This is a genomic window from Cognatiluteimonas weifangensis, from assembly GCF_003416885.1.
Lineage (GTDB): Bacteria > Pseudomonadota > Gammaproteobacteria > Xanthomonadales > Xanthomonadaceae > Cognatiluteimonas > Cognatiluteimonas weifangensis.
In genome coordinates this window covers 283,185-301,265 of record NZ_QVPD01000001.1, presented here as the reverse complement: position 1 = coordinate 301,265, position 18,081 = coordinate 283,185, and the positions used below count along the sequence as shown (strand labels likewise).

Below are 18,081 nucleotides of genomic sequence, written 5' to 3'. Positions count from 1 at the left end.
CGCGCGGGCAGCCCTTGCTGCGCGGCGGGCGCCGCTCATTTGGCGTAGTTGCCGCCGCAGGCGGCGTCCTCGCCCGGGCCGAGTTCCAGGGTTGCCAGCAAGGCGGCCGGTGGCGCGATGCTGCCCAGCGCCAATGCGATCGCGCCGCGCAAGCCGACGCGCGCGTAATCCGGATGGAAGTCCGGATCCTTGAACGTGCCGCCGACGATCAGCGGCGAACGCAACACCAACAGGCTGCGGTCCTTGGGGCGGGGTCGCAGCTTCAACTGCAGCGTCTCGTCCTTCAGACTGATCGTGCCCTCGCCGACGATGATGGTGTCGGTGGTGTCGAAGGCCAGCGCACGTGCCGTCATCACCCCGTCCTCGACCGCGAAATCGCCGAACGCGCAGCGGATCGGGATCTTGCGGTCGCCCTGCACCAGGAATTTCAGCGCTTCGGCGATGTCCAGACCCGCGTATTCCATCAGCAGGTTGCCGATCTGGCCACGGCCCATGCCGAGCGCGGCGTCGCCATCGCTGCTGCCCAGCATCCGCGCGATCGAGTTGCCGCTGCCGCGCAGCGATACCTGGCCGCCGAGCTTGCCGATCGCGTCCTCCGCCAGTTTTGCCTCAGGCAGCAGTGGCCCCAGGTTGAGGCCGCGCGCGGCGATGTCGGCGCGAGTGCGGATCGGCGACTGGCGCGCGTCCATGCGGATGTCGGCGCGGATGTCGCCGCCGGCGACGCCGAAGTCGAGCGGCTGCAGCCGCAGGACGCCACTTTCCAGAAGCAGGTGCGCGTCCATGTCGTCGAGCGGCAATTTGGGCGCGTCGATCCGCTGCGCCTTCCAGCGCACGGCGGCGTCCATCGCGCGCAGTTTTTCCAGTGCGTAGGGCGTGTCCGGCAGCAGCTTCGGGCTGGCCCGCTGGCGCGCGGCCTGCGCGGCGAGTTCAGGGTTGGTGCTCTCGCTGCCGCCGGCCCGCGGCGCGGCGCCGACGAAGCCGGCGAGATCGTCGAAATCCAGTTGTCTCGACACCAGCTGTGCGCGCAGGTAAGGGCGCGGACCGCCGGTAGTGATGCTGGCGCTGCCGGACAGGTCGCTGTCGCCGACCGTGCCGCCGAAGCTGTCGTAATGCCAGGTGGTGCGAGCCCCCTGGATCTCGCGGGTCAGGCGTCCGTCCAGCGCATACGGCGGCGTGGGCGGCGTGGCGATGCCGAGCAGCGGGTACAGGTCGGCCATGTCCTGGCCCGCCAGCGCCAGCTTCAGGTCGAAATCGCGCAGCCGCAATGGATCGAGCAGGGTGCCGCGCGCATGCGCCTTGGTGCCGCCGGCCTGGGCGTGGGCATCGATGTGGTAGGGGCTTCGCGGATCACGCAGGTCCAGCGGCGATTGCGCGTGGCCGCGCACGCTGAACCTGTTGCCGTGCCAACGGCCGCCGCCTTCGACGTCGATCGGTGGCGCGACCTGGCCTTTGCCCTGCGCGGTGCTGTCGACGGCGACTTCGATGTCGGTCTTGTTCGCGGCATCGATGAAGCGCAGGCGGCCGTCGTCGATCCACAGCCGCCGGAACCGCGGCTGCATTTCGCCGCGCTCGCCGAACACCCAGTTGCCGACGCCCGTGGGGCCCTTTTCCAGGTGCAGACGCGGCTTGGCGAGGCGGATGTCCGGGATCAGAACCTCGCGATGCAGCAGCAATGGCCACACGGCGATGCCGAATTCGAGCCGGTCGGTGCTGGCCATGATCGGCGCCTTCGACCAGTGTGCGTTGCCGAAGCTGGGCGCGTCGGCGCGGATCGTGGTGATGCGCCCGAGGTCGACGTCCAGGTTGCCGCCGATCTCGAAACTGCGCCCGGTGCGGGCCTCGACCTGGCGTTCGATCGGGCCGCGGAACCAATTCCAGTCCCAGAGTGCGACCAGCACCGCAATCGCGGCCAGCAGCGAGGCCAGCACAGCCAGCCAGGGATGCCGCCGCAGCCCGGCCCACGCCCGGCGCGGATCGAAGGGAGGCATGCGGGCGTCCGGATCCGCCATCGGCGCAGCCGCTTATTGCGGCCGGCAGGTCAGTTCATTGGTGCGGTCGCCCTGCGTCAGGTACGCGCCGTTGTCGCCGATGGCGAAATACAGGTCTGCGCCGGTGAACACCGGCGGCTGGCTGCCGGCGACCTTGCTCAGGGTGATGTTGCGGCCCTCGGGCAGGAACACCCGGGCCCGCTCGCCCTCCAGGATGGCGACCTCGGTGTCGCCGTCGCACGCGTAGCGCATGAGCGCGCCGGCGGCATCGCGGGCGGGTGCGGCGGCAGGCGCGGGGGCATCCGTTGTCGGCGCGGCGGACTCGGCGGCGTTGCGGTTGCAGCCGGCGAGCAGCAGCAGCGCGAGCAACGGCAGGCAGATGAAGTGGCGCATGGGAACCTCGCGTGGCCGGGATCGCCGCCCACCATTGCCAGCGCAGGGTCAAGCGGCGGTGAAGCCTCGCCGCGCGGCTCAGCGCGGCGACAGCAGCAGCGGCAGCACCGCGAGATAGTGGCAGAGGCTGCCGGCGATCACGAACAGATGCCAGACCGCATGCGAATAGCGCAGCGACGGGCGATGATAGAACACCGTGCCCAGGGTATAGGCGCCGCCGCCGGCCAGCAGCCAGCCCAGGCTCCAGCCGCCCAGCGCGGCCAGCAGCGGCCGGATCGCGATCAGCGCCAGCCAGCCCATCGCCACGTATACCAGTGTCGACACCAGCTTGAAGCGCCCGGTGAAGCGCAGCTTGAACGCGATCCCGAGCGCGGCCAGCGACCAGATCGCCGCGAACAGCCACCAGCCCACGCTGTCGCGCAACGCGACCAGGGTGAACGGGGTGTAGGTGCCGGCGATCAGCAGGTAGATCGCGCAATGGTCCAGCACCTTCAGCCGCGCCTTGATGCGGGGCTGCCGGGCCGCGTGGTACAGCGTGGAGGTCACGTACAGCAGCAGCAAACTGGCGCCGAACACGATCGCCGCGGCCAGTTGCCAGCCGTCGCCGCGCAGTCCCGCCAGCGCGATCAGCGTCGCCCCGCCGGCCAGCGCGGCCAGCGCCCCGGCGCCGTGGGTCATGGCATTGGCGACTTCCTCGCGGGGCGACGCGACCTGCATGGCCGCAGCATCGCGGCCCCCGCTGGAGCAAATGCTCGGCTGCGCGGGCGCGGGCGCGGCCGCGAGCGGGGGGGCCGGGACGAGCGGTCGCGCGAAGGCGTCGCTTCCCCTGTGCGGGCGTCCGCGGGTTTGCCGGCCAGCGTCGCGGTCGCGGACGACGGCGCCGTCGCGCCGGCGGGCATCAGTCGGTGGCGACCGTGCGCGCGTGCTCGCGGGTGGCCAGGAACGTCACCCCCGGCGCGCGTTCCTGCGCCAGCTGCAGGTTGACCCGGCTGGGGGCGAGGTAGACCAGTTCGCCGGCGGCATCGATGCCCAGGTGCAGCGCGTGCTTGTCGCGGAATTCCTCCAGCGTCCTGGCATCGTCGCAGCGGATCCAGCGCGCGGTGGCGACCTGCACCGGCTCGAAGCTCGCGTCCACGCCGTACTCGTCCTTGAGCCGGTAGGCGACCACGTCGAACTGCAGCGTGCCGACCGCGCCCAGGATCAGGTCGTTGCTCATCAGCGGGCGGAAGAACTGGGTCGCGCCTTCCTCGCTGAGCTGGGCCAGGCCCTTGTGCAGTTGCTTGAGCTTGAGCGGATCGCGCAGGCGCGCGCGGCGGAACAGCTCCGGGGCGAAGTTGGGGATGCCGGTGAACTGCAGCGGCTCGCCTTCGCTGAAGCTGTCGCCGATGGAAATGGTGCCGTGGTTGTGGATGCCGATCACGTCGCCGGGATAGGCGGTTTCCACGATCTCGCGGTCGCTGGCCAGGAAGGTCAGCGCATTGGCCAGCTTGACCTCCTTGCCGCTGCGCACGTGGAAGGCCTTCATCCCCGCGCGGAATTCGCCCGAGCAGATGCGCATGAAGGCGACGCGGTCGCGGTGCTGCGGGTCCATGTTGGCCTGGATCTTGAACACGAAGCCGGTCAGCTTGTCCTCCGCGGGCTGCACCTCGCGGGTGGTGGTCGCGCGCGGCCGCGGCGCCGGCGCGTGTTCGACGAAGAAGTCCAGCAGCAGCTGCACGCCGAAGTTGTTGACGGCCGAGCCGAAGAACACCGGGGTCTGCCGGCCGGCGAGGTAGGCGGCCTGGTCGAACGGATGCGAGGCGCCCTGCACCAGCTCCAGTTCCTCGCGCAGCTCGGCCAGCATGGCCGCGCCGATCCGCGCTTCCAGTTGCGGGTCGTCGATCGAGGCGAAGATGGTCGAGTCCTGGCGGGTGAAGTTGCGCCCGGGCTCGTACAGGTGGACCTCGCCGCTGAGCAGGTGGACGACGCCCTTCAGCCGCTGGCCCATGCCGATCGGCCAGGTCACCGGCGCGCACCGGATGCCGAGCACCGATTCGACTTCGTCGAGCAGGTCGATCGGCGAGCGGCCCTCGCGGTCGAGCTTGTTGATGAAAGTCATGATCGGCGTGTCGCGCAACCGGCACACCTCCATCAGCTTGATCGTGCGCTCCTCCACGCCCTTGGCGACGTCGATCACCATCAGCGCCGAGTCGACGGCGGTCAGCACGCGGTAGGTGTCCTCGCCGAAGTCGGCGTGGCCGGGGGTGTCGAGCAGGTTGACGATGCGGCCGGCGTAGGGGAACTGCATCACCGAACTGGTCACCGAGATGCCGCGCTCCTTCTCCAGCGCCATCCAGTCGGAGGTGGCGCTGCGGGTGGTCTTGCGCGACTTGACCGAGCCGGCCAGCTGGATCGCGCCGCCGAACAGCAGCAGCTTCTCGGTCAGCGTGGTCTTGCCGGCGTCTGGGTGCGAGATGATCGCGAAGGTGCGGCGGCGCGCGGCTTCGAGGGAAACGTCGGGCATGGCGAAGCGGCGCAGGACGCGCCGGCCGAAAGCGGGGAGGCAGCGATTATACCGGCGCCGGGTGCCGCGCAGCGCGCCGGGCGGGAGAGGGGAAAGGCCGACAGGAAAGCCGCATGGGCGCCCTGCGGGCTCATCCGCGGCATCCAGGCCGCGCACAGGGTCGCGGTCTCTCCCGCCCGCGTGCACGGTGTTCTCGCCGTCCGACCCGCGGGCGAGACCCCGTGCCGCATCGGACTGTGCGCGCCTGCGCAGATCGCGGCGCGCCTCAAGAAAACCGGCCAGCGGGCGTTATCGTTGGGGAAAACAAGGAGGAGTGGAGCGTGCGCATTGCGATCCTGGGCGAGGACGGCGGTCGTGTCGGGCAGTTCGAGCAGGCGCTGGCCGACTTCGGACTGGACTGGGAGGTGGAACGCCCGCTGGACCCGGCCCACGCCCTCGATGCGTGCGAGCCGATCGACGTCTACGTGGCCACCCGGGCGCAGGCCGAGCTGCTGAAGCAGGTGCGCGAACGCCATCCCTCGGCCGTGCGCGTGCTGCTGGTCGAAGCGGAGCAGGAAACCGACGTGCTGCAGGCGCTGGACAGCGCGCATCGGCTGCTGCGCGTGCCGCTGGACGCCGGCGAACTGATCGAGGCGGTCGAGAGCCTGGCCGACTTGCGCGAGCTGCTCGGCAACGCCGACCTCAAGCGCCGGATCGGAGCGATCGGCTCGCTGCCGCCGCCGCCGCGGGTGTACATCGAACTGACGCAGCTGCTGCGCGACCCGGAGGCCAGCAACGGCGAGATCGCCGACGTGCTGGCGCAGGATCCGGCGATCGCGGCGAAAGTGTTGCGCCTGTGCAACTCCGCGTATTTTTCCGGCGGCCGCCAGATCACCGATTTCCGGATGGCGGTGACCCGGCTCGGGCACCAGGCGATCCGCCGGCTGGTGCTGGCGAGCGAAACCTTCGGCTCGATCCAGTCGGCCAGCCGGGTGGATCGCGATGCCCTGCAGGACCGCGCATTGCGCACCTCCCGCCTCGCCGGTCGCCTGCTGGCCGGCGCCAGCGCCGAGCTGGCGGTAACCGCCGGCCTGCTCTCCGAGATCGGCCTGCTGCTGCCGGGAGTGGGCGCCGACGGCGGCCCGCACTATGCCGAGGCGGGCGCCTACCTGCTCGGCCTGTGGGGATTGCCGATGCCGATCGTCGAAGCGGTCGCCTACCACCACAATCCGGCGCGCGTGCGTTCCGGCGGGTTCTGGGTGACCGGCGCGGTGCACGTCGCCTTCGCGCTGGTGACCGGTACCGAGGTGGACGAAGCGTACCTGCGCACCGTCGGCGTGCACGACAAGCTGCCGCGCTGGCGCGAGATGGTCGCGCAGATGGCCGACGCGGCGTAGCGGCCGACGGAACCGCCGTCGCGGGCGGTCGCGGACGCGGCCCGCCGAAGGCGTTCCGGGCCGGGCGTACCGCCGTCGCGGCCCGCGCGAACCGCTCGCCGCTGCACCCGCCGACGGGCGTTGCCGGAGCCCGGGAGGCGCCCGACGTCAGCGCGCCGCCGCCTCCACGCCCCGCATGCGGAACGGGATCGATTCCAGCCGCATGCCGCGGTTGACCTGCACCGCGAAGTGCAGGTGCGGGCCGGTGGTGAAGCCGGTGTTGCCCGACAGGCCGATCTGCTGCCCGGCCTGCACCCGCTGGCCCACGCGCACCAGCACGCCCTCGGGCTTGAGGTGCGCGTACAGCGCCATGCTGCCGTCCTCGTGCAGGATGCGGACGAAATTGGCGCGACCGCCGTATTTCTCGCGATTGAGGCCGGCCTTGTCGAAATCGCTCTCCACCTGCATCACCACGCCGGCGCGCGCGGCCAGCACCGGGGTGCCGACGTCGGCGGCGAAATCGACCGCGTAGCGGTTCTGCGGGTCGGTATGGCTGAAACTGCCGCCGTAGCCCTGGTCGACCTGCAGCGCGCGCTGGCGCAGCGGCAGCAGGTAGTCGACGTCGCGCGGCCGCGCCGAGGGATCGCCGGGAATGCCGTCCAGGCGCAGCTCGAACTGGCCCGGCAGCGAAGGGTCCGCGGCACCGATCCGCGCCACCAGCGCGCTGCCGCGCGCCGGCACGGTGGCGCGCGCGGGCAGCGGCGGATCGCCGGCGACGTTGCGCTGGCTGCCGAAACGCAGCAGCACCTCGATCGGCCCGGCCAGGGTGTTGTCGGCCCAGGCCAGATAGGCGCCGCGGTCGTTTTCCACCCGCAGCCGCACCATCGCGCCGGGTTGCGCCTGCACCGGGATCACCGTGATCGGGGAGGCCGCCATTTTCGCTTCCGGCGGGCGGTCGCCGTAATGCACCACGCCGTTGCGGTCGGTCCACTTGTAGACCTTGCCGGCCTGCGCCGCGCCGCTCGCTGCCACCAGCGCGGCGAGCAGCGCGGGCAGCAGGCGGGCGAGGGCCGGGCGCAAGGGCATCGCCGTCAGTGCACGCAATCCGCCGCCAGGCCGAAGGTGGCGGCGACGTCGCGCAGGTCGAACGCGCTCACCGACTTGTCGTCGTGCACCGCGTACAGCGCGCCGCCGGGGAAGCGCGGCGTGGCGATCGCGTGCAGCGCGACGCCGTCGGTGTGCGCGGTGACCTGGCCTTCGAAGCTGCCGCGCGGCTCCAGGGTGAGGCGGTCGAACAGATGGAAGGTGGTCAGCGGCGACAGCTGGTCGACCGCGATCCAGTAGCCGCCACCGTCCGGGCAGGCCCACAGCGCCACGCCCTCGGCCTCGGCGCCGAAGACGTCCTGCGGCAGGCTGACCCCGGTGTAGCGGCCGCTGAAGGAATATTCGCGCAGGGTGGAGGCGTGGCGGGTGTCCTCGTCGGCGATCAGCAGGCGGTCGTTGGCCGGGTCTCCGGCGATGGACTCCACCATCCGCAGCGCGGTGTCCTCGTGGGTGTCGCCGAAGGAACCGGCGTAATGGGCGCGCAGCCGCCCGGCCTGGTCGAACTGCACGCGGAAGCGGCGCACGCGCTGGTCGAGTTCGCGCCACGGCGGCACCTGGTCGAAGCGCTTGCCGTACATGAAGCTGTCGGTGACGTAGGCCTCCAGTTCGCCGGGTTCGGTCTCGTTGATCCAGATGCCGTAGGGGCTGCGCAGGATGTCGCCGCCGAAGCTGCCCAGCGGGGCGAAATCCGGCAGCGTGAACACCTGCACGCGGTGGTCGTCGCGCTCGACCACGAACAGGTGATCGCCGTACACGGCGACGCCGTTGGGGCGGTCGAACTGCCCCAGCGCGGTGCCCTCGCCGCCGACGGTACGCAACCGCTGGCCGGTCTGCGCGTCGTACACCACCAGGCGGTGGGTGGACTTGGCAGTGGCGATCAGCCAGGTGTCGCCGTCGGGCGTGGTCCAGGTCGCCAGCGAGTCCAGCTCCTCGGCCGGGGTCGGGGCCGAAACCCAGGCCTCGGCGATGCGCTGGACAGCCGGCGCGGCTGCGGCCGCCGGCCCGGCCGGGGCGGGCGCCGGTTCCAGGCGCGGTTGCGTGGTGCCGCAGGCAGCCAGTAGCAGGGCGACGCAGGCGCCCGGGAAGATTCGTTTCCGCATGCGCGCAGTATGCGGATATCGGGAAGAAATGCGACGGGGGCGGGGACTGCACGCCCCCGTCCCTGCCTGGCGACACGGCGATCGGCCAGCCAGGACAGGGCCGGAGCCGCCAGGGCGATCCGCGACGGACGGTACCGGGGTGCCGGCAACCGGGTTGCCGCCCGGCCGGACTCCGCACGCAGTTGCTTGCGGGTGCGGGGCCAAGGCCGGTGCGAGGCGCTGCCGCGCTGCCCGACGCTGCGCGCGGATCGCCGGACCGCAAGCGCCCGGCGGGCGGCCGCGTCTACCGGCTCAGCACTCGATGACGTTGACCGCGAGCCCGCCGCGCGAGGTTTCCTTGTACTTGTCCTGCATGTCGCGGCCGGTGTCGCGCATGGTCTTGATCACCTTGTCGAGGCTGACCTTGTGCTTGCCGTCGCCGCGCAGGGCCATGCGCGCGGCGTTGATCGCCTTGACCGAGCCCATCGCGTTGCGCTCGATGCAGGGGATCTGCACCAGCCCGCCGATCGGATCGCAGGTCAGGCCGAGGTTGTGCTCCATGCCGATCTCGGCGGCGTTCTCGACCTGCGACATGCTGCCGCCCAGCACCGCAGCCAGGCCGCCGGCGGCCATCGAGCAGGCCACGCCCACCTCGCCCTGGCAGCCGACCTCGGCGCCGGAAAGCGAGGCGTTTTCCTTGTACAGGATGCCGATCGCCGCGGCGGTGAGCAGGAAGTCGAACACGCCCTGCTCGTCGGCGCCGGGGATGAAGCGCGTGTAGTAGTGCAGCACCGCGGGGATGATGCCGGCGGCGCCGTTGGTCGGCGCGGTCACCACCCGGCCGCCGGCGGCGTTTTCCTCGTTGACCGCCAGCGCGAACAGGTTGACCCAGTCCAGGGTGGTCAGCGGGTCGGCCGGCGTCGGCGCCGGCCTGGCGGTCAGCTCGGCGTGCAGCAGCGGCGCGCGCCGCTGCACGTGCAGGCCGCCGGGCAGGGTGCCGCTGGCGCGGATGCCGCGCTGCACGCAGGCCTGCATGGCGTCCCAGAGTGCGCGCAACCCGGCGCGGATCTCCTCGTCGCTGCGCCAGACCCGTTCGTTGGCCCACATCAGCCGGGCGATGCTCAGGCCGTCGGCCGCGCAGCGCGCCAGCAGTTCGTCGCCGCTGCGGAACGGATGCGGCAGCGCCGTGGTATCGGCGACGATGCGGTCCTGCGCGGCCTCGTCCTGGTTGACCACGAAGCCGCCGCCGACCGAGTAGTAGTCGCGGGTGGCGAGGATGGCGCCGTCGCCATCGTAGGCGGTGAAGCGCATGCCGTTGGGGTGGTAGGGCAGCTTCTGCCGCTTGTTCATCACCAGGTCGGTCTTCTCCTCGAAGCCGATCGCATGGCTGCCGCGCAGCAGCAGCCGGCGCTCGCCGCGGATGCGCTCCAGTGCGGCGGGGATGAGGTCCGGGTCGATGGTGTCGGGCATGTGGCCTTCCAGCCCCAGCAGCACCGCCTTGTCGGTGCCGTGGCCGCGGCCGGTCAGCGCCAGCGAGCCGAACACCTCGGCGCGGATGCGGGCGGTGCGGTCGAGCGTGCCGGTCTCGTGCAGCCAGCGCTCGACGAAACGCGCGGCCGCGCGCATCGGCCCGACCGTGTGCGAGGAGCTGGGGCCGATGCCGATCTTGAACAGGTCGAAGGTGCTGACGGCCAACACGGATCTCCGGGTAAAAGGGCGGCCACCGCCGCGCGCCCGGCAGCGCGGCCGGACGCGGCTATTCTAGGCGGCCGCGCGTGCATGTGGCGCCGACGATCCGCATCCGCCCGTCAACGAGAGTCCGCATGACGCCGCCCGCCCTGATCCTCTACCAGCGCGACGATTGCCACCTCTGCGACCTGGCGCTGGAGGCGCTCGCGACGGTGCGTGCGCCGGCGTTCGAGAGCGTATTCATCGACGACGATCCCGAGCTTGAACAGTGCTACGGCCAGCGCGTGCCGGTCCTGCGCGACGCGGTCGCCGGCCGCGAACTCGACTGGCCATTCACGCCCGACACCCTCCGCGCCTTCCTCGCTGCCCCATAGGGCCGTGGCAGCAGGAATCCTTGCGGGGAAGCCGTCGGCCCTGCTTGTGCAGATCACGTCGTGAAGACATTCCGCCAGGCTCCGCGCTGACTCCAGGCTGGCAATGGTCTCGCCCGGATCCGCCTGCCGACACCTTTGCTGGCATCGCGCTGCGCATAGGGCAGGCACTCTGGGTTCTTGTCACAAGCACGGAGCCTCTGCGAGGGAAGCCGGTGGCCCGACCTGTGCGGGACACGCCGTGAATACATCCCTGTAGGCTCCTCGGCGGCATCCATGCCGCCGACGGTCCCGCACAGGCCGGGCCACCGGCTTCTGCGCAGTGAGTCGGCGCCTGCAGAAAAAAGCCGCCCGAAGCGACGGACTCCAAGCTCGCGCAGTCGCCGCCCGGCGGGCTGGGGGTGCGGAGAGTGGACCATGGAGGGTCCACGACCCGACTTAAAGACAGGAGGTCGTCAGGAGGGCGTAGCACCCCCAGCCCGCCGGGCGGCGACTCCTTCCGAAGCCGATCTCTCAAGGCCAGGCCATGGCCCGAAGTCAGGCCAGGCACGCCCTACGCCCCGACTTAAAGACAGGAGGTCGTCAGGAGGGCGCAGCACCCCCAGCCCGCCGGGCGGCGACTCCGTCTGAAGCCGGGGGCGTGTTTATCCGCCATTCCTGCGGAAGCAGGGCGCGCTTGCCCCTCTATGGCTCGACGCTGGATGGACAGACGCGCGTCTGCCGAAAGCCCCGTTTTTGCGAGGATGACGGCAATGCTGCCGGCCTTCCTCCGAGAAACAGCAGCAGTCGGGGGGACCGGAAGATCAGCGTGGTTGCAGGACGACGCGGGTGCTGATCGCGATTTCGTTGGGAATCAGATCGGTATCGGCCCAGTCGCCGCCGCCGACGTCGAAGTCCAGACGCCGCACCGTGGCCTGGCCCGCCAGCACCGGTCGCGCGCCCGCAGTCCAGGTGAAGGTAAGCGTGACCGGCCGCTCGATACCATGCAGCGCCAGCGTGCCGTCGGCCGCGTAACGGTTGCCGCCGAGGCTGCGGAAGCGGCTCGCCGTGTAGCGCGCCTGCGGGAAACGGGCGCTGTCCAGGAACGCCGCACCGCGCAGCTCGCTGTCGTAGTCGGGGTTGGCGGTGGTGGCGGTGGCCAGCGGGATGGTCACCTCCAGCCTGGCCGCCGCCAGCTGCGCCGGATCGAACGTCAGCGTGGTGACGAACCCGGGGAAGCGGCCGACGAACACCTCGTCCTGGTATTTGCCGGCGAACGCCAGGGTCGAACCCGGCGCCTGCCGATAGTCGGCGGCGAGGGCCGGGGCGGCGATCAGCGCGAACAGCGCGGCGAACACGACAACGCAATTACGCATCGGAAGACTCCTCGGAAGCCGGGACGCGCAGCCAGCCGCGCGGCAGCATCCGCGCCAGGGTGGCATCGCGCCGGAACAGGTGGTGCCAGAAGGCGGCGGCCGCATGCACCAGCACCAGCGCCGCCAGCGTCCAGAACAGGGCCGCATGCCAGCGCTCGGCCAGGTCCTGCAGCGCCGGATTGCGCGCCACCAGCGGCGGCACCCGCAGCAGCCCGAACCAGCGCAGCGGAAAGCCGCTGGCCGAATGCGCCAGCCAGCCGCTGAGCGGCATCGCCAGCAGCAATCCGTACAGCGCGGCGTGGGCCAGTGCAGCCGCGCGCTGCTGCCAGCGCGGCCCGGGCAGCGCGCGCGGCGCGCCGGCGTACCCGCGCCACGCCAGCCGCAATACCACCAGCGCCAGGATGCCCAGGCCGATCGACTTGTGCAGCGCATAGACGCGGACCTTGACCGGGGTGTTGGGCAGCTCGGTCATGCTCAGGCCGAGGTAGGCCATCACCAGGATCAGCGCCACGATCAGCCAGTGCAGCGCCTGGCTGACCGCGCCCCAGCGCGTGGCGGAATTCTTCAGGATCATGGCTGCGGACGCGCGGGCGGCGGCGCGGGCACCGGCGGTGGCGCGGCCGCGTCGGCGGGCGGTGGCGCCGCAGGGGCGGGGACGGCCGCGGGCGCCTCAAGGGTGTCGAGGGCCTGGAGCGCCTTGAGCGCTTCGTCGTCGCGCACCGCCTCGGCCTCGATCCGCAACTCGACCTCGTCGCCGATCATGCTTTTCCAGGCATCGATGCCGAAGTCGCTGCGCTTGAGGGTCGCGGTTGCGGAGAAGCCGGCGGTGCGCCGGAACGGCGGCAGGGGCGCGCGCCGGAGCTGGTGGAAGGTCACCTGCAGGCACTGCTCGCGGGCGACTCCGCGCAGGGTCAGGGTGCCGCAGACGTTGGCGCGGGCCGGGTCGATGGGTTCGATGCGGCTGGAGACGAAACTCGCCACCGGCCAGCGCGCGGTGTCGAGCAGGTTGCGGGCGGCCAGCGCGCGGTTCCAGCCCGCGTCGCCGAGATCGGCGCGGAGCAGCGGCACCTCCACCTGCAGCCGCGCGCTGCGCCAGTCCTCGGGGTCGAACGCCAGCGTGCCGGTGCTCCCGGACACGGTCCCCAGCGCGGTCGAGAAGCCGGCATGGCTGACCCCGAACAGCACCCGCGTATGCACCGGGTCCAGCCGGTAGCCTGCGGCCTGCGCCAGCGCCGACGCAGGCAGCGCCAGCGCGGGCAGGGCCAGCAGCGGCCAGGCGCGCAGGCAGGCGCGCAGCGGCGGGCGAAGGCGCGGAAACGGCAGCGGCAGGGGACGATACGGCATGCCGGGATTCTAGGCCGGAACGACGCAAGCCTCCGTCGCGCCGGTGGAACGGTGCGACTTGCGGCCGCCGACCCGGGTTGCGACCATGCCGGCGGGGGGCGCCGCGGCCTGCGGCGGCAAAGGGGGCGCCATGTCGCGCATCGCATGGATGCTGTCGGGGCTGTTGTGGCTGTGCGCCGCGCCGGCCCTGGCCGGGGTGCCGGAAACGCCGCGCTTCCGCCTGGTCGGCGTCGCCGAGGGCTTGCCGTCGAGCAGCATCAACGCGGTGGCGCGCGACCGTGCCGGCTATCTGTGGCTGGCCACGCCGGACGGACTGGCGCGCTACGACGGCATCGGCTTCCGCATCTGGCGCAGTGCCCCGGGCGCGGCGGATGCGTTGCCCGGCAACAACATCCAGGCCCTGCACGTCGACGCCCGGGACCGGGTCTGGGTCGCGACCGAAGCCGGCGGCCTGAGCGTGCTGGATCCCCAGCGCCGGCACTTCCGCCATTACCGCCAGGCCGACTATCCGGCGATCGGCAGCGACGACACCTGGGCGCTGGCCAGCCGCGACGGCGCGCTGTGGTTCGGCACCTACGGCGGCGGCCTGCACCGGCTGGACGCCGACGGCCGCATCACCCGCTACATGCCCGAGGCCGGCAATCCGCGCAGCCTGCCGGCGGACACGGTGCTGGCGTTGCTGTTCGACGCACAGGGCACGCTGTGGGTGGGCACCACGCAGGGCGTGGCGCGCTGGACCGGCAAGGATTTCGAGCGCATCGCGTTGCCGGGCGCGCAACCGGCGCCGCTGGTGTTCTCGCTGACCCGCGACGGCGACGCGATCTGGGTCGGCGCCGGCAGCGGCGTCTGGCGCCGCAGCCGCGACGGGCGCTGGGTGGCGCCGTCCTGGTCGCCGATGTTCGAACGCCCCAACGCGATGATGGTGCTGGCGCGCGACCGCGATGGGCAATTCTGGATCGGCAGCCAGCGCGGCCTGTGGCGCACGCGCGCCGACGGCGTGCCGGTGCCGGTGCACGACAACGGCCCGGGCATGAGCAAGGCCGTGGCCTCGCTGCTGCTGCAGGACGACGGCGCGCTGTGGGCGCCGATCCCGGGCGTCGGGCTGGGCTACCTGCGCGCGGACTGGCGTCAGCTGGCGCAGTTCGCGCGCAGCGACGGCGGCCTGAGCGGCAGCCTCTACCGCGGGATCGCGCCGGCGCGCCGGGGCGGCGTGTGGCTGGCCAACTATGCCGGCGCGCCCGAACGCCTGGCCGCGGACGGCAGCGTGGAGCACCTGCCGCCGGCCACGGTCGAGGCGCTGCAGGGCAGCAAGTTCATGGCGATCGTCGAGGACCCGCGCGGCGGGCTCTGGGCGGGCGAGCGCAGCGGGCTGGTGCGCATCGACGGCGACGGCCGCGTCCGTCGCTGGCGGCCGGACGACGCCGAGGAGCCGGTGTTCCCCGGCCTGGACCTGCTGCGGCTGGGCGCCGACGGCAGCCTGTGGCTGTCGTGCAACGGCAGCGGCGTGCAGCAGCGCGATGGACGCAGCGGCAAGCTGCTGCGCAGCCTGCCGGCGGGCAGCCACGGCCTCGGCAATGCCGACATCGAGGCGCTGGAGCTCGCCGCCGACGGCAGCGTGTGGATCGCCGGCGATGGCGGTGTCGCCCGCTGGCATCCCGGCCGCGAGCGCTTCGAGCCGCAGCCGGCGCTGGGGAGCGGGCGCGTGTACGCGATGGCCTTCGACGGCGCCGACGTGCTGTGGCTGTCGCGGCTGACCGGCCTGGAGCAGTACCGGCGCGTGCGCGGCGCCTGGCGCCGCGTCGCCGGGGCCGGCCCCGAGGCAGGCATCCCGGCGGTGGAGGCGGCCGGCATGCGCATCGACCGCAGCCACCGCGTCTGGCTGTCGACCACGCGCGGCCTGTTCCGCTGGGATCCGGAAACCCGCCGCGTGCGCCGCTTCGGCGTGCAGGACGGGCTCAGCAGCCAGGAATTCGAGACCCACAGCATCACCCTGACCGATACCGGCGTGCTCGCCGCCACCACCACCGACGGCGGCGTGGTGCTGGTCGACACCACCGCGCCGGACCCGGCGCCGGCGCGCCCGGAGCTGCGCATCGACGAGGTTGCGGTGCGCCGGGCCGGGCGCTGGCAGGCGTTGCCGCCGGGGCCGATCGCGCTGTCGCCGCAGACCCGGGAATTGCGCGTGCGCCTGCGCCTGCTGGCCTATGCCGACCCGCTCGCCAACCGCTACTTCAGCCGGCTGCAGGGTTACGACCGCGGCTGGCTGGCGCAGGGCGGCAACGGCGAGCGCATCTTCAGCGGCCTGCAGCCGGGCGCCTATGCGCTGCATCTGCGCGCCAGCGATGCCGCCGGCAATCCCGCGGCCGAGCAGGTGCTGCGCTGGCGGGTGCTGCCGCCGTGGTGGCGCACGCCGTGGGCGCTGGCCGGATTGCTGGCGCTGGTGGCGCTGGCGTTGTGGTGGATCGCCGCTGCCTGGCGCGCGCGCCTGCAGCAGCGCCATGCGCTGCGGCTGATCGCGCACGAGCGCGAACTCGCCGAGCAGGCTTCGCTGGCCAAGACCCGGTTCCTGGCCACCCTCGGCCACGAGGTGCGCACGCCGATGACCGGGGTGCTGGGCATGAGCGAACTGCTGCTGGGGACCGGCCTGGACGCGCGCCAGCGCGACTACACCGAAGCGATCCGTCGCGCCGGCAACCACCTGTTGCGGCTGGTTAACGACGCGCTCGATCTGGCCCGGATCGAGGCCGGCAAGCTGGAACTGGCGCCGCAGCCGTTCTCCCCGCAGGCGCTGGTCGCCGACGTGGTCGCGCTGGAAGCGCCGATGGCGCAGCGCAAAGGCCTGCGCTTCGTGCAGCAGGTGGCAACGGATGTGCCCGCAGTGCTGCTCGGCGACGCGCTGCGGATCCGGCAGATCCTGCTCAACCTGCTCGGCAACGCGATCAAGTTCACCGAGGCGGGCGAAGTCGGCGTGCGCGCGGAGCCGCTGGCGCCGCAGGGTGTGCGCTTCGTGATCAGCGACACCGGCCCCGGCCTGGATGCCGAACAGCAGGCGCGGCTGTTCCGGCGCTTCGAACAGGCCGAAGGCCCGCGCACCGCCGCGCGCTACGGCGGCAGCGGCCTGGGGCTGGCGATCAGCCAGGAGCTGGCGGCGGCGATGGGCGGGCGGATCGACGTCGACAGCGCGCCGGGCGCGGGCACCCGCTTCACGGTCGAGTTGCCGTTGCCGCCGGCGGCCGCGGCGGCTGCGGCGCCGGTCGCGACGCCGGCTGCGCCAGGGGCGCGGCCGCCGCTCGAATTGTTGCTGGTGGAGGACGAACCGACCGTGGCCGAGGTGCTGGCCGGGCTGCTGCGGGTGCAGGGCCACCGGGTGGTGCACGCCGCGCACGGCCTGGCGGCGCTGACGGCGGCCGCGGGCGCACGCTTCGACCTCGCGCTGCTGGATCTCGACCTGCCGGGCATGGACGGGCTGGCGCTGGCGCAGGCGCTGCGCGCCCAGGGCGTCGCGATGCCGCTGCTGGCGATCACCGCGCGCGCCGATGCCGAGGCCGAGCCGCAGGCGCGCGCTGCCGGGTTCGACGGCTTCCTGCGCAAGCCGCTGACCGGCGCGATGCTGGCCGAGGCGATCGAGGCCCTGCTGCCGCTGCCGGATCCGGCCTGAGGCGCGCCTGCCGCAGGGTCAGCGCGCGCTGTAGGCGTGCACTTCGTCGACCAGGGCCGCGACGTGCGCCGGATCCATGTCCGGCGACAAGCCGTGGCCGAGGTTGAAGACATGGCCCTCGCGCGAGCCGCCGTGGCCGGCGGCGTAGCTGTCCAGCGCCAGGCGCACCTGCGCGCGGATCGCGTCGGGCGAGCCGTACAGCATCGCCGGGTCGAGGTTGCCCTGCAGCGCGACCTTGCCCGCGGTGCGCCGCGCGGCTTCCTCCAGGGTCACCGTCCAGTCCACGCCCAAGCCCTCGCAGCCGCAGCCGGCGAGTTCCTCGAGATAGGGCGCGTTGCCCTTGCCGAACAGGATCAACGGCGTGCGCTGCGCGCCCTCGCCGCGGGGTAGTTCGCGCGCGATGCGGGTCAGGTAGGGCAGCGAGAATTCGCGGTACATCGCCGGCGACAGCACTCCGCCCCAGGTGTCGAACACCTGCAGCGCCTGCGCGCCGGCGGCGCGCTGCGCGGCCAGGTAGGCGATCACCGCGTCGGTGTTGACCGCGAGCAGCGCGTGCAGCGCCTTGGGGTCGTTCAGCGCCAGCGCCTTGATCCGCGCGTAGTTGCTGCTGCCGCCGCCCTCGACCATGTAGCAGGCCAGGGTCCAGGGGCTGCCGGAAAAGCCGATCAGCGGCACCCGGCTCTGGCTGGGCAGGCCGTCCAGCTCGCGGCGGATGGTGCGCACCGCGTCCATCACGTAGCGCAGCTCGGTCTCCATGTCCGGCACGCCGAGCTTCGCGATCGCCGCGGCATCGCGCACCGGGCGCTCGAACTTCGGCCCCTCGCCTTCGACGAAATACAGCCCCAGGCCCATCGCATCGGGGATGGTGAGGATGTCGGAGAACAGGATCGCGGCATCCAGCGGGAACCGCCGCAGCGGCTGCAGCGTGACCTCGCAGGCCAGCTCCGGATGCTTCGCCATCGCCAGGAAACTGCCGGCCTTCGCCCGCACCGCCCGGTATTCGGGCAGGTAGCGGCCGGCCTGGCGCATCAGCCAGACGGGGGTACGGTCGACGGGTTCGCGGCGCAGCGCGCGCAGCAGGCGGTCGTTGTGGGGGGTCGACACTCGGGTGCACTCCCGTGGGATGGTGGTCATGGGGTGGGTGGCCGGCCGGCCGTCGTCGCCGGCGCCGCGTCGCGGATGTCGGCGCTCCGGGCCTGCGCGGCCGCGCGTGCGGCGCGGCGCGGACGGCCGGGCCGGCGG

Annotated in this window: 14 protein-coding genes; 3 read left to right on the top strand and 11 right to left on the bottom strand. The window is 72.4% G+C overall.

The window, feature by feature from the left end; genetic code table 11:
- Positions 1-35: 35 nt before the first annotated feature.
- The 4 genes from D0Y53_RS01390 to D0Y53_RS01375 all read right to left on the bottom strand — a co-directional run bounded on the left by D0Y53_RS01390 (position 36) and on the right by D0Y53_RS01375 (position 4,884).
- A complete protein-coding gene (locus D0Y53_RS01390; protein ID WP_233511587.1) occupies positions 36-1,988 on the bottom strand; it encodes an AsmA family protein in 1,953 nt (650 codons plus the stop codon).
- A 33-nt stretch (positions 1,989-2,021) separates the two neighbouring features.
- Entirely contained in the window at positions 2,022-2,381 is a 360-nt protein-coding gene (locus tag D0Y53_RS01385; protein WP_117201317.1) for a hypothetical protein, read from the bottom strand.
- 78 nt (positions 2,382-2,459) lie between these two features.
- Positions 2,460-3,098, bottom strand: coding sequence for a PAQR family membrane homeostasis protein TrhA (gene trhA, locus D0Y53_RS01380; protein WP_117201316.1), 639 nt, complete (start codon positions 3,096-3,098; stop codon positions 2,460-2,462).
- Between the two features lie 181 nt (positions 3,099-3,279).
- Entirely contained in the window at positions 3,280-4,884 is a 1,605-nt protein-coding gene (locus D0Y53_RS01375) for a peptide chain release factor 3 (RefSeq protein ID WP_117201315.1), read from the bottom strand.
- A gap of 320 nt (positions 4,885-5,204) precedes the next feature.
- Here D0Y53_RS01375 and D0Y53_RS01370 point away from each other — a divergent pair, with 320 nt between their 5' ends.
- Positions 5,205-6,260 (top strand): HDOD domain-containing protein, encoded by a 1,056-nt coding sequence (locus tag D0Y53_RS01370; protein WP_233511586.1) that lies wholly within the window; start codon positions 5,205-5,207, stop codon positions 6,258-6,260.
- A 147-nt stretch (positions 6,261-6,407) separates the two neighbouring features.
- Here D0Y53_RS01370 and D0Y53_RS01365 read toward each other — a convergent pair whose 3' ends face one another.
- The 3 genes from D0Y53_RS01365 to D0Y53_RS01355 form a co-directional block, all read right to left on the bottom strand.
- On the bottom strand, positions 6,408-7,325 hold the full coding sequence (locus D0Y53_RS01365; RefSeq protein WP_117201313.1) for a peptidoglycan DD-metalloendopeptidase family protein: 918 nt from the start codon (positions 7,323-7,325) through the stop codon (positions 6,408-6,410).
- 5 nt (positions 7,326-7,330) lie between these two features.
- Positions 7,331-8,443, bottom strand: a complete 1,113-nt coding sequence (locus tag D0Y53_RS01360; protein WP_117201312.1) for an NHL repeat-containing protein — start codon at positions 8,441-8,443, stop codon at positions 7,331-7,333.
- 291 nt (positions 8,444-8,734) lie between these two features.
- On the bottom strand, positions 8,735-10,117 hold the full coding sequence (locus D0Y53_RS01355; protein ID WP_117201311.1) for an L-serine ammonia-lyase: 1,383 nt from the start codon (positions 10,115-10,117) through the stop codon (positions 8,735-8,737).
- A gap of 128 nt (positions 10,118-10,245) precedes the next feature.
- Between D0Y53_RS01355 and D0Y53_RS01350 the strand changes: the two genes are divergently transcribed.
- Positions 10,246-10,485 (top strand): glutaredoxin family protein, encoded by a 240-nt coding sequence (locus tag D0Y53_RS01350; protein WP_117201310.1) that lies wholly within the window; start codon positions 10,246-10,248, stop codon positions 10,483-10,485.
- A gap of 800 nt (positions 10,486-11,285) precedes the next feature.
- Here D0Y53_RS01350 and D0Y53_RS01345 read toward each other — a convergent pair.
- The 3 genes from D0Y53_RS01345 to D0Y53_RS01335 are packed head-to-tail and all read right to left on the bottom strand — an operon-like array spanning position 11,286 to position 13,181.
- The gene (locus D0Y53_RS01345; protein ID WP_117201309.1) at positions 11,286-11,837 is read right to left on the bottom strand and encodes a YceI family protein; all 552 of its coding nucleotides are present in this window, start codon (positions 11,835-11,837) and stop codon (positions 11,286-11,288) included.
- On the bottom strand, positions 11,830-12,411 hold the full coding sequence (locus D0Y53_RS01340) for a cytochrome b (protein WP_117201308.1): 582 nt from the start codon (positions 12,409-12,411) through the stop codon (positions 11,830-11,832). The genes D0Y53_RS01345 and D0Y53_RS01340 overlap by 8 nt, the downstream gene beginning before the upstream one ends.
- The gene (locus D0Y53_RS01335; RefSeq protein WP_117201307.1) at positions 12,408-13,181 is read right to left on the bottom strand and encodes a YceI family protein; all 774 of its coding nucleotides are present in this window, start codon (positions 13,179-13,181) and stop codon (positions 12,408-12,410) included. Before D0Y53_RS01335 ends, D0Y53_RS01340 begins: the two co-directional genes overlap by 4 nt.
- Before the next feature lie 130 nt (positions 13,182-13,311).
- Between D0Y53_RS01335 and D0Y53_RS01330 the strand changes: the two genes are divergently transcribed.
- Positions 13,312-16,839, top strand: coding sequence for a hybrid sensor histidine kinase/response regulator (locus tag D0Y53_RS01330; protein ID WP_117201397.1), 3,528 nt, complete (start codon positions 13,312-13,314; stop codon positions 16,837-16,839).
- A gap of 18 nt (positions 16,840-16,857) precedes the next feature.
- Here the strand turns inward: D0Y53_RS01330 and hemE are convergent, their stop codons facing one another.
- Positions 16,858-17,973, bottom strand: coding sequence for a uroporphyrinogen decarboxylase (gene hemE, locus D0Y53_RS01325; protein WP_117201306.1), 1,116 nt, complete (start codon positions 17,971-17,973; stop codon positions 16,858-16,860).
- Positions 17,974-18,081 lie beyond the last annotated feature (108 nt).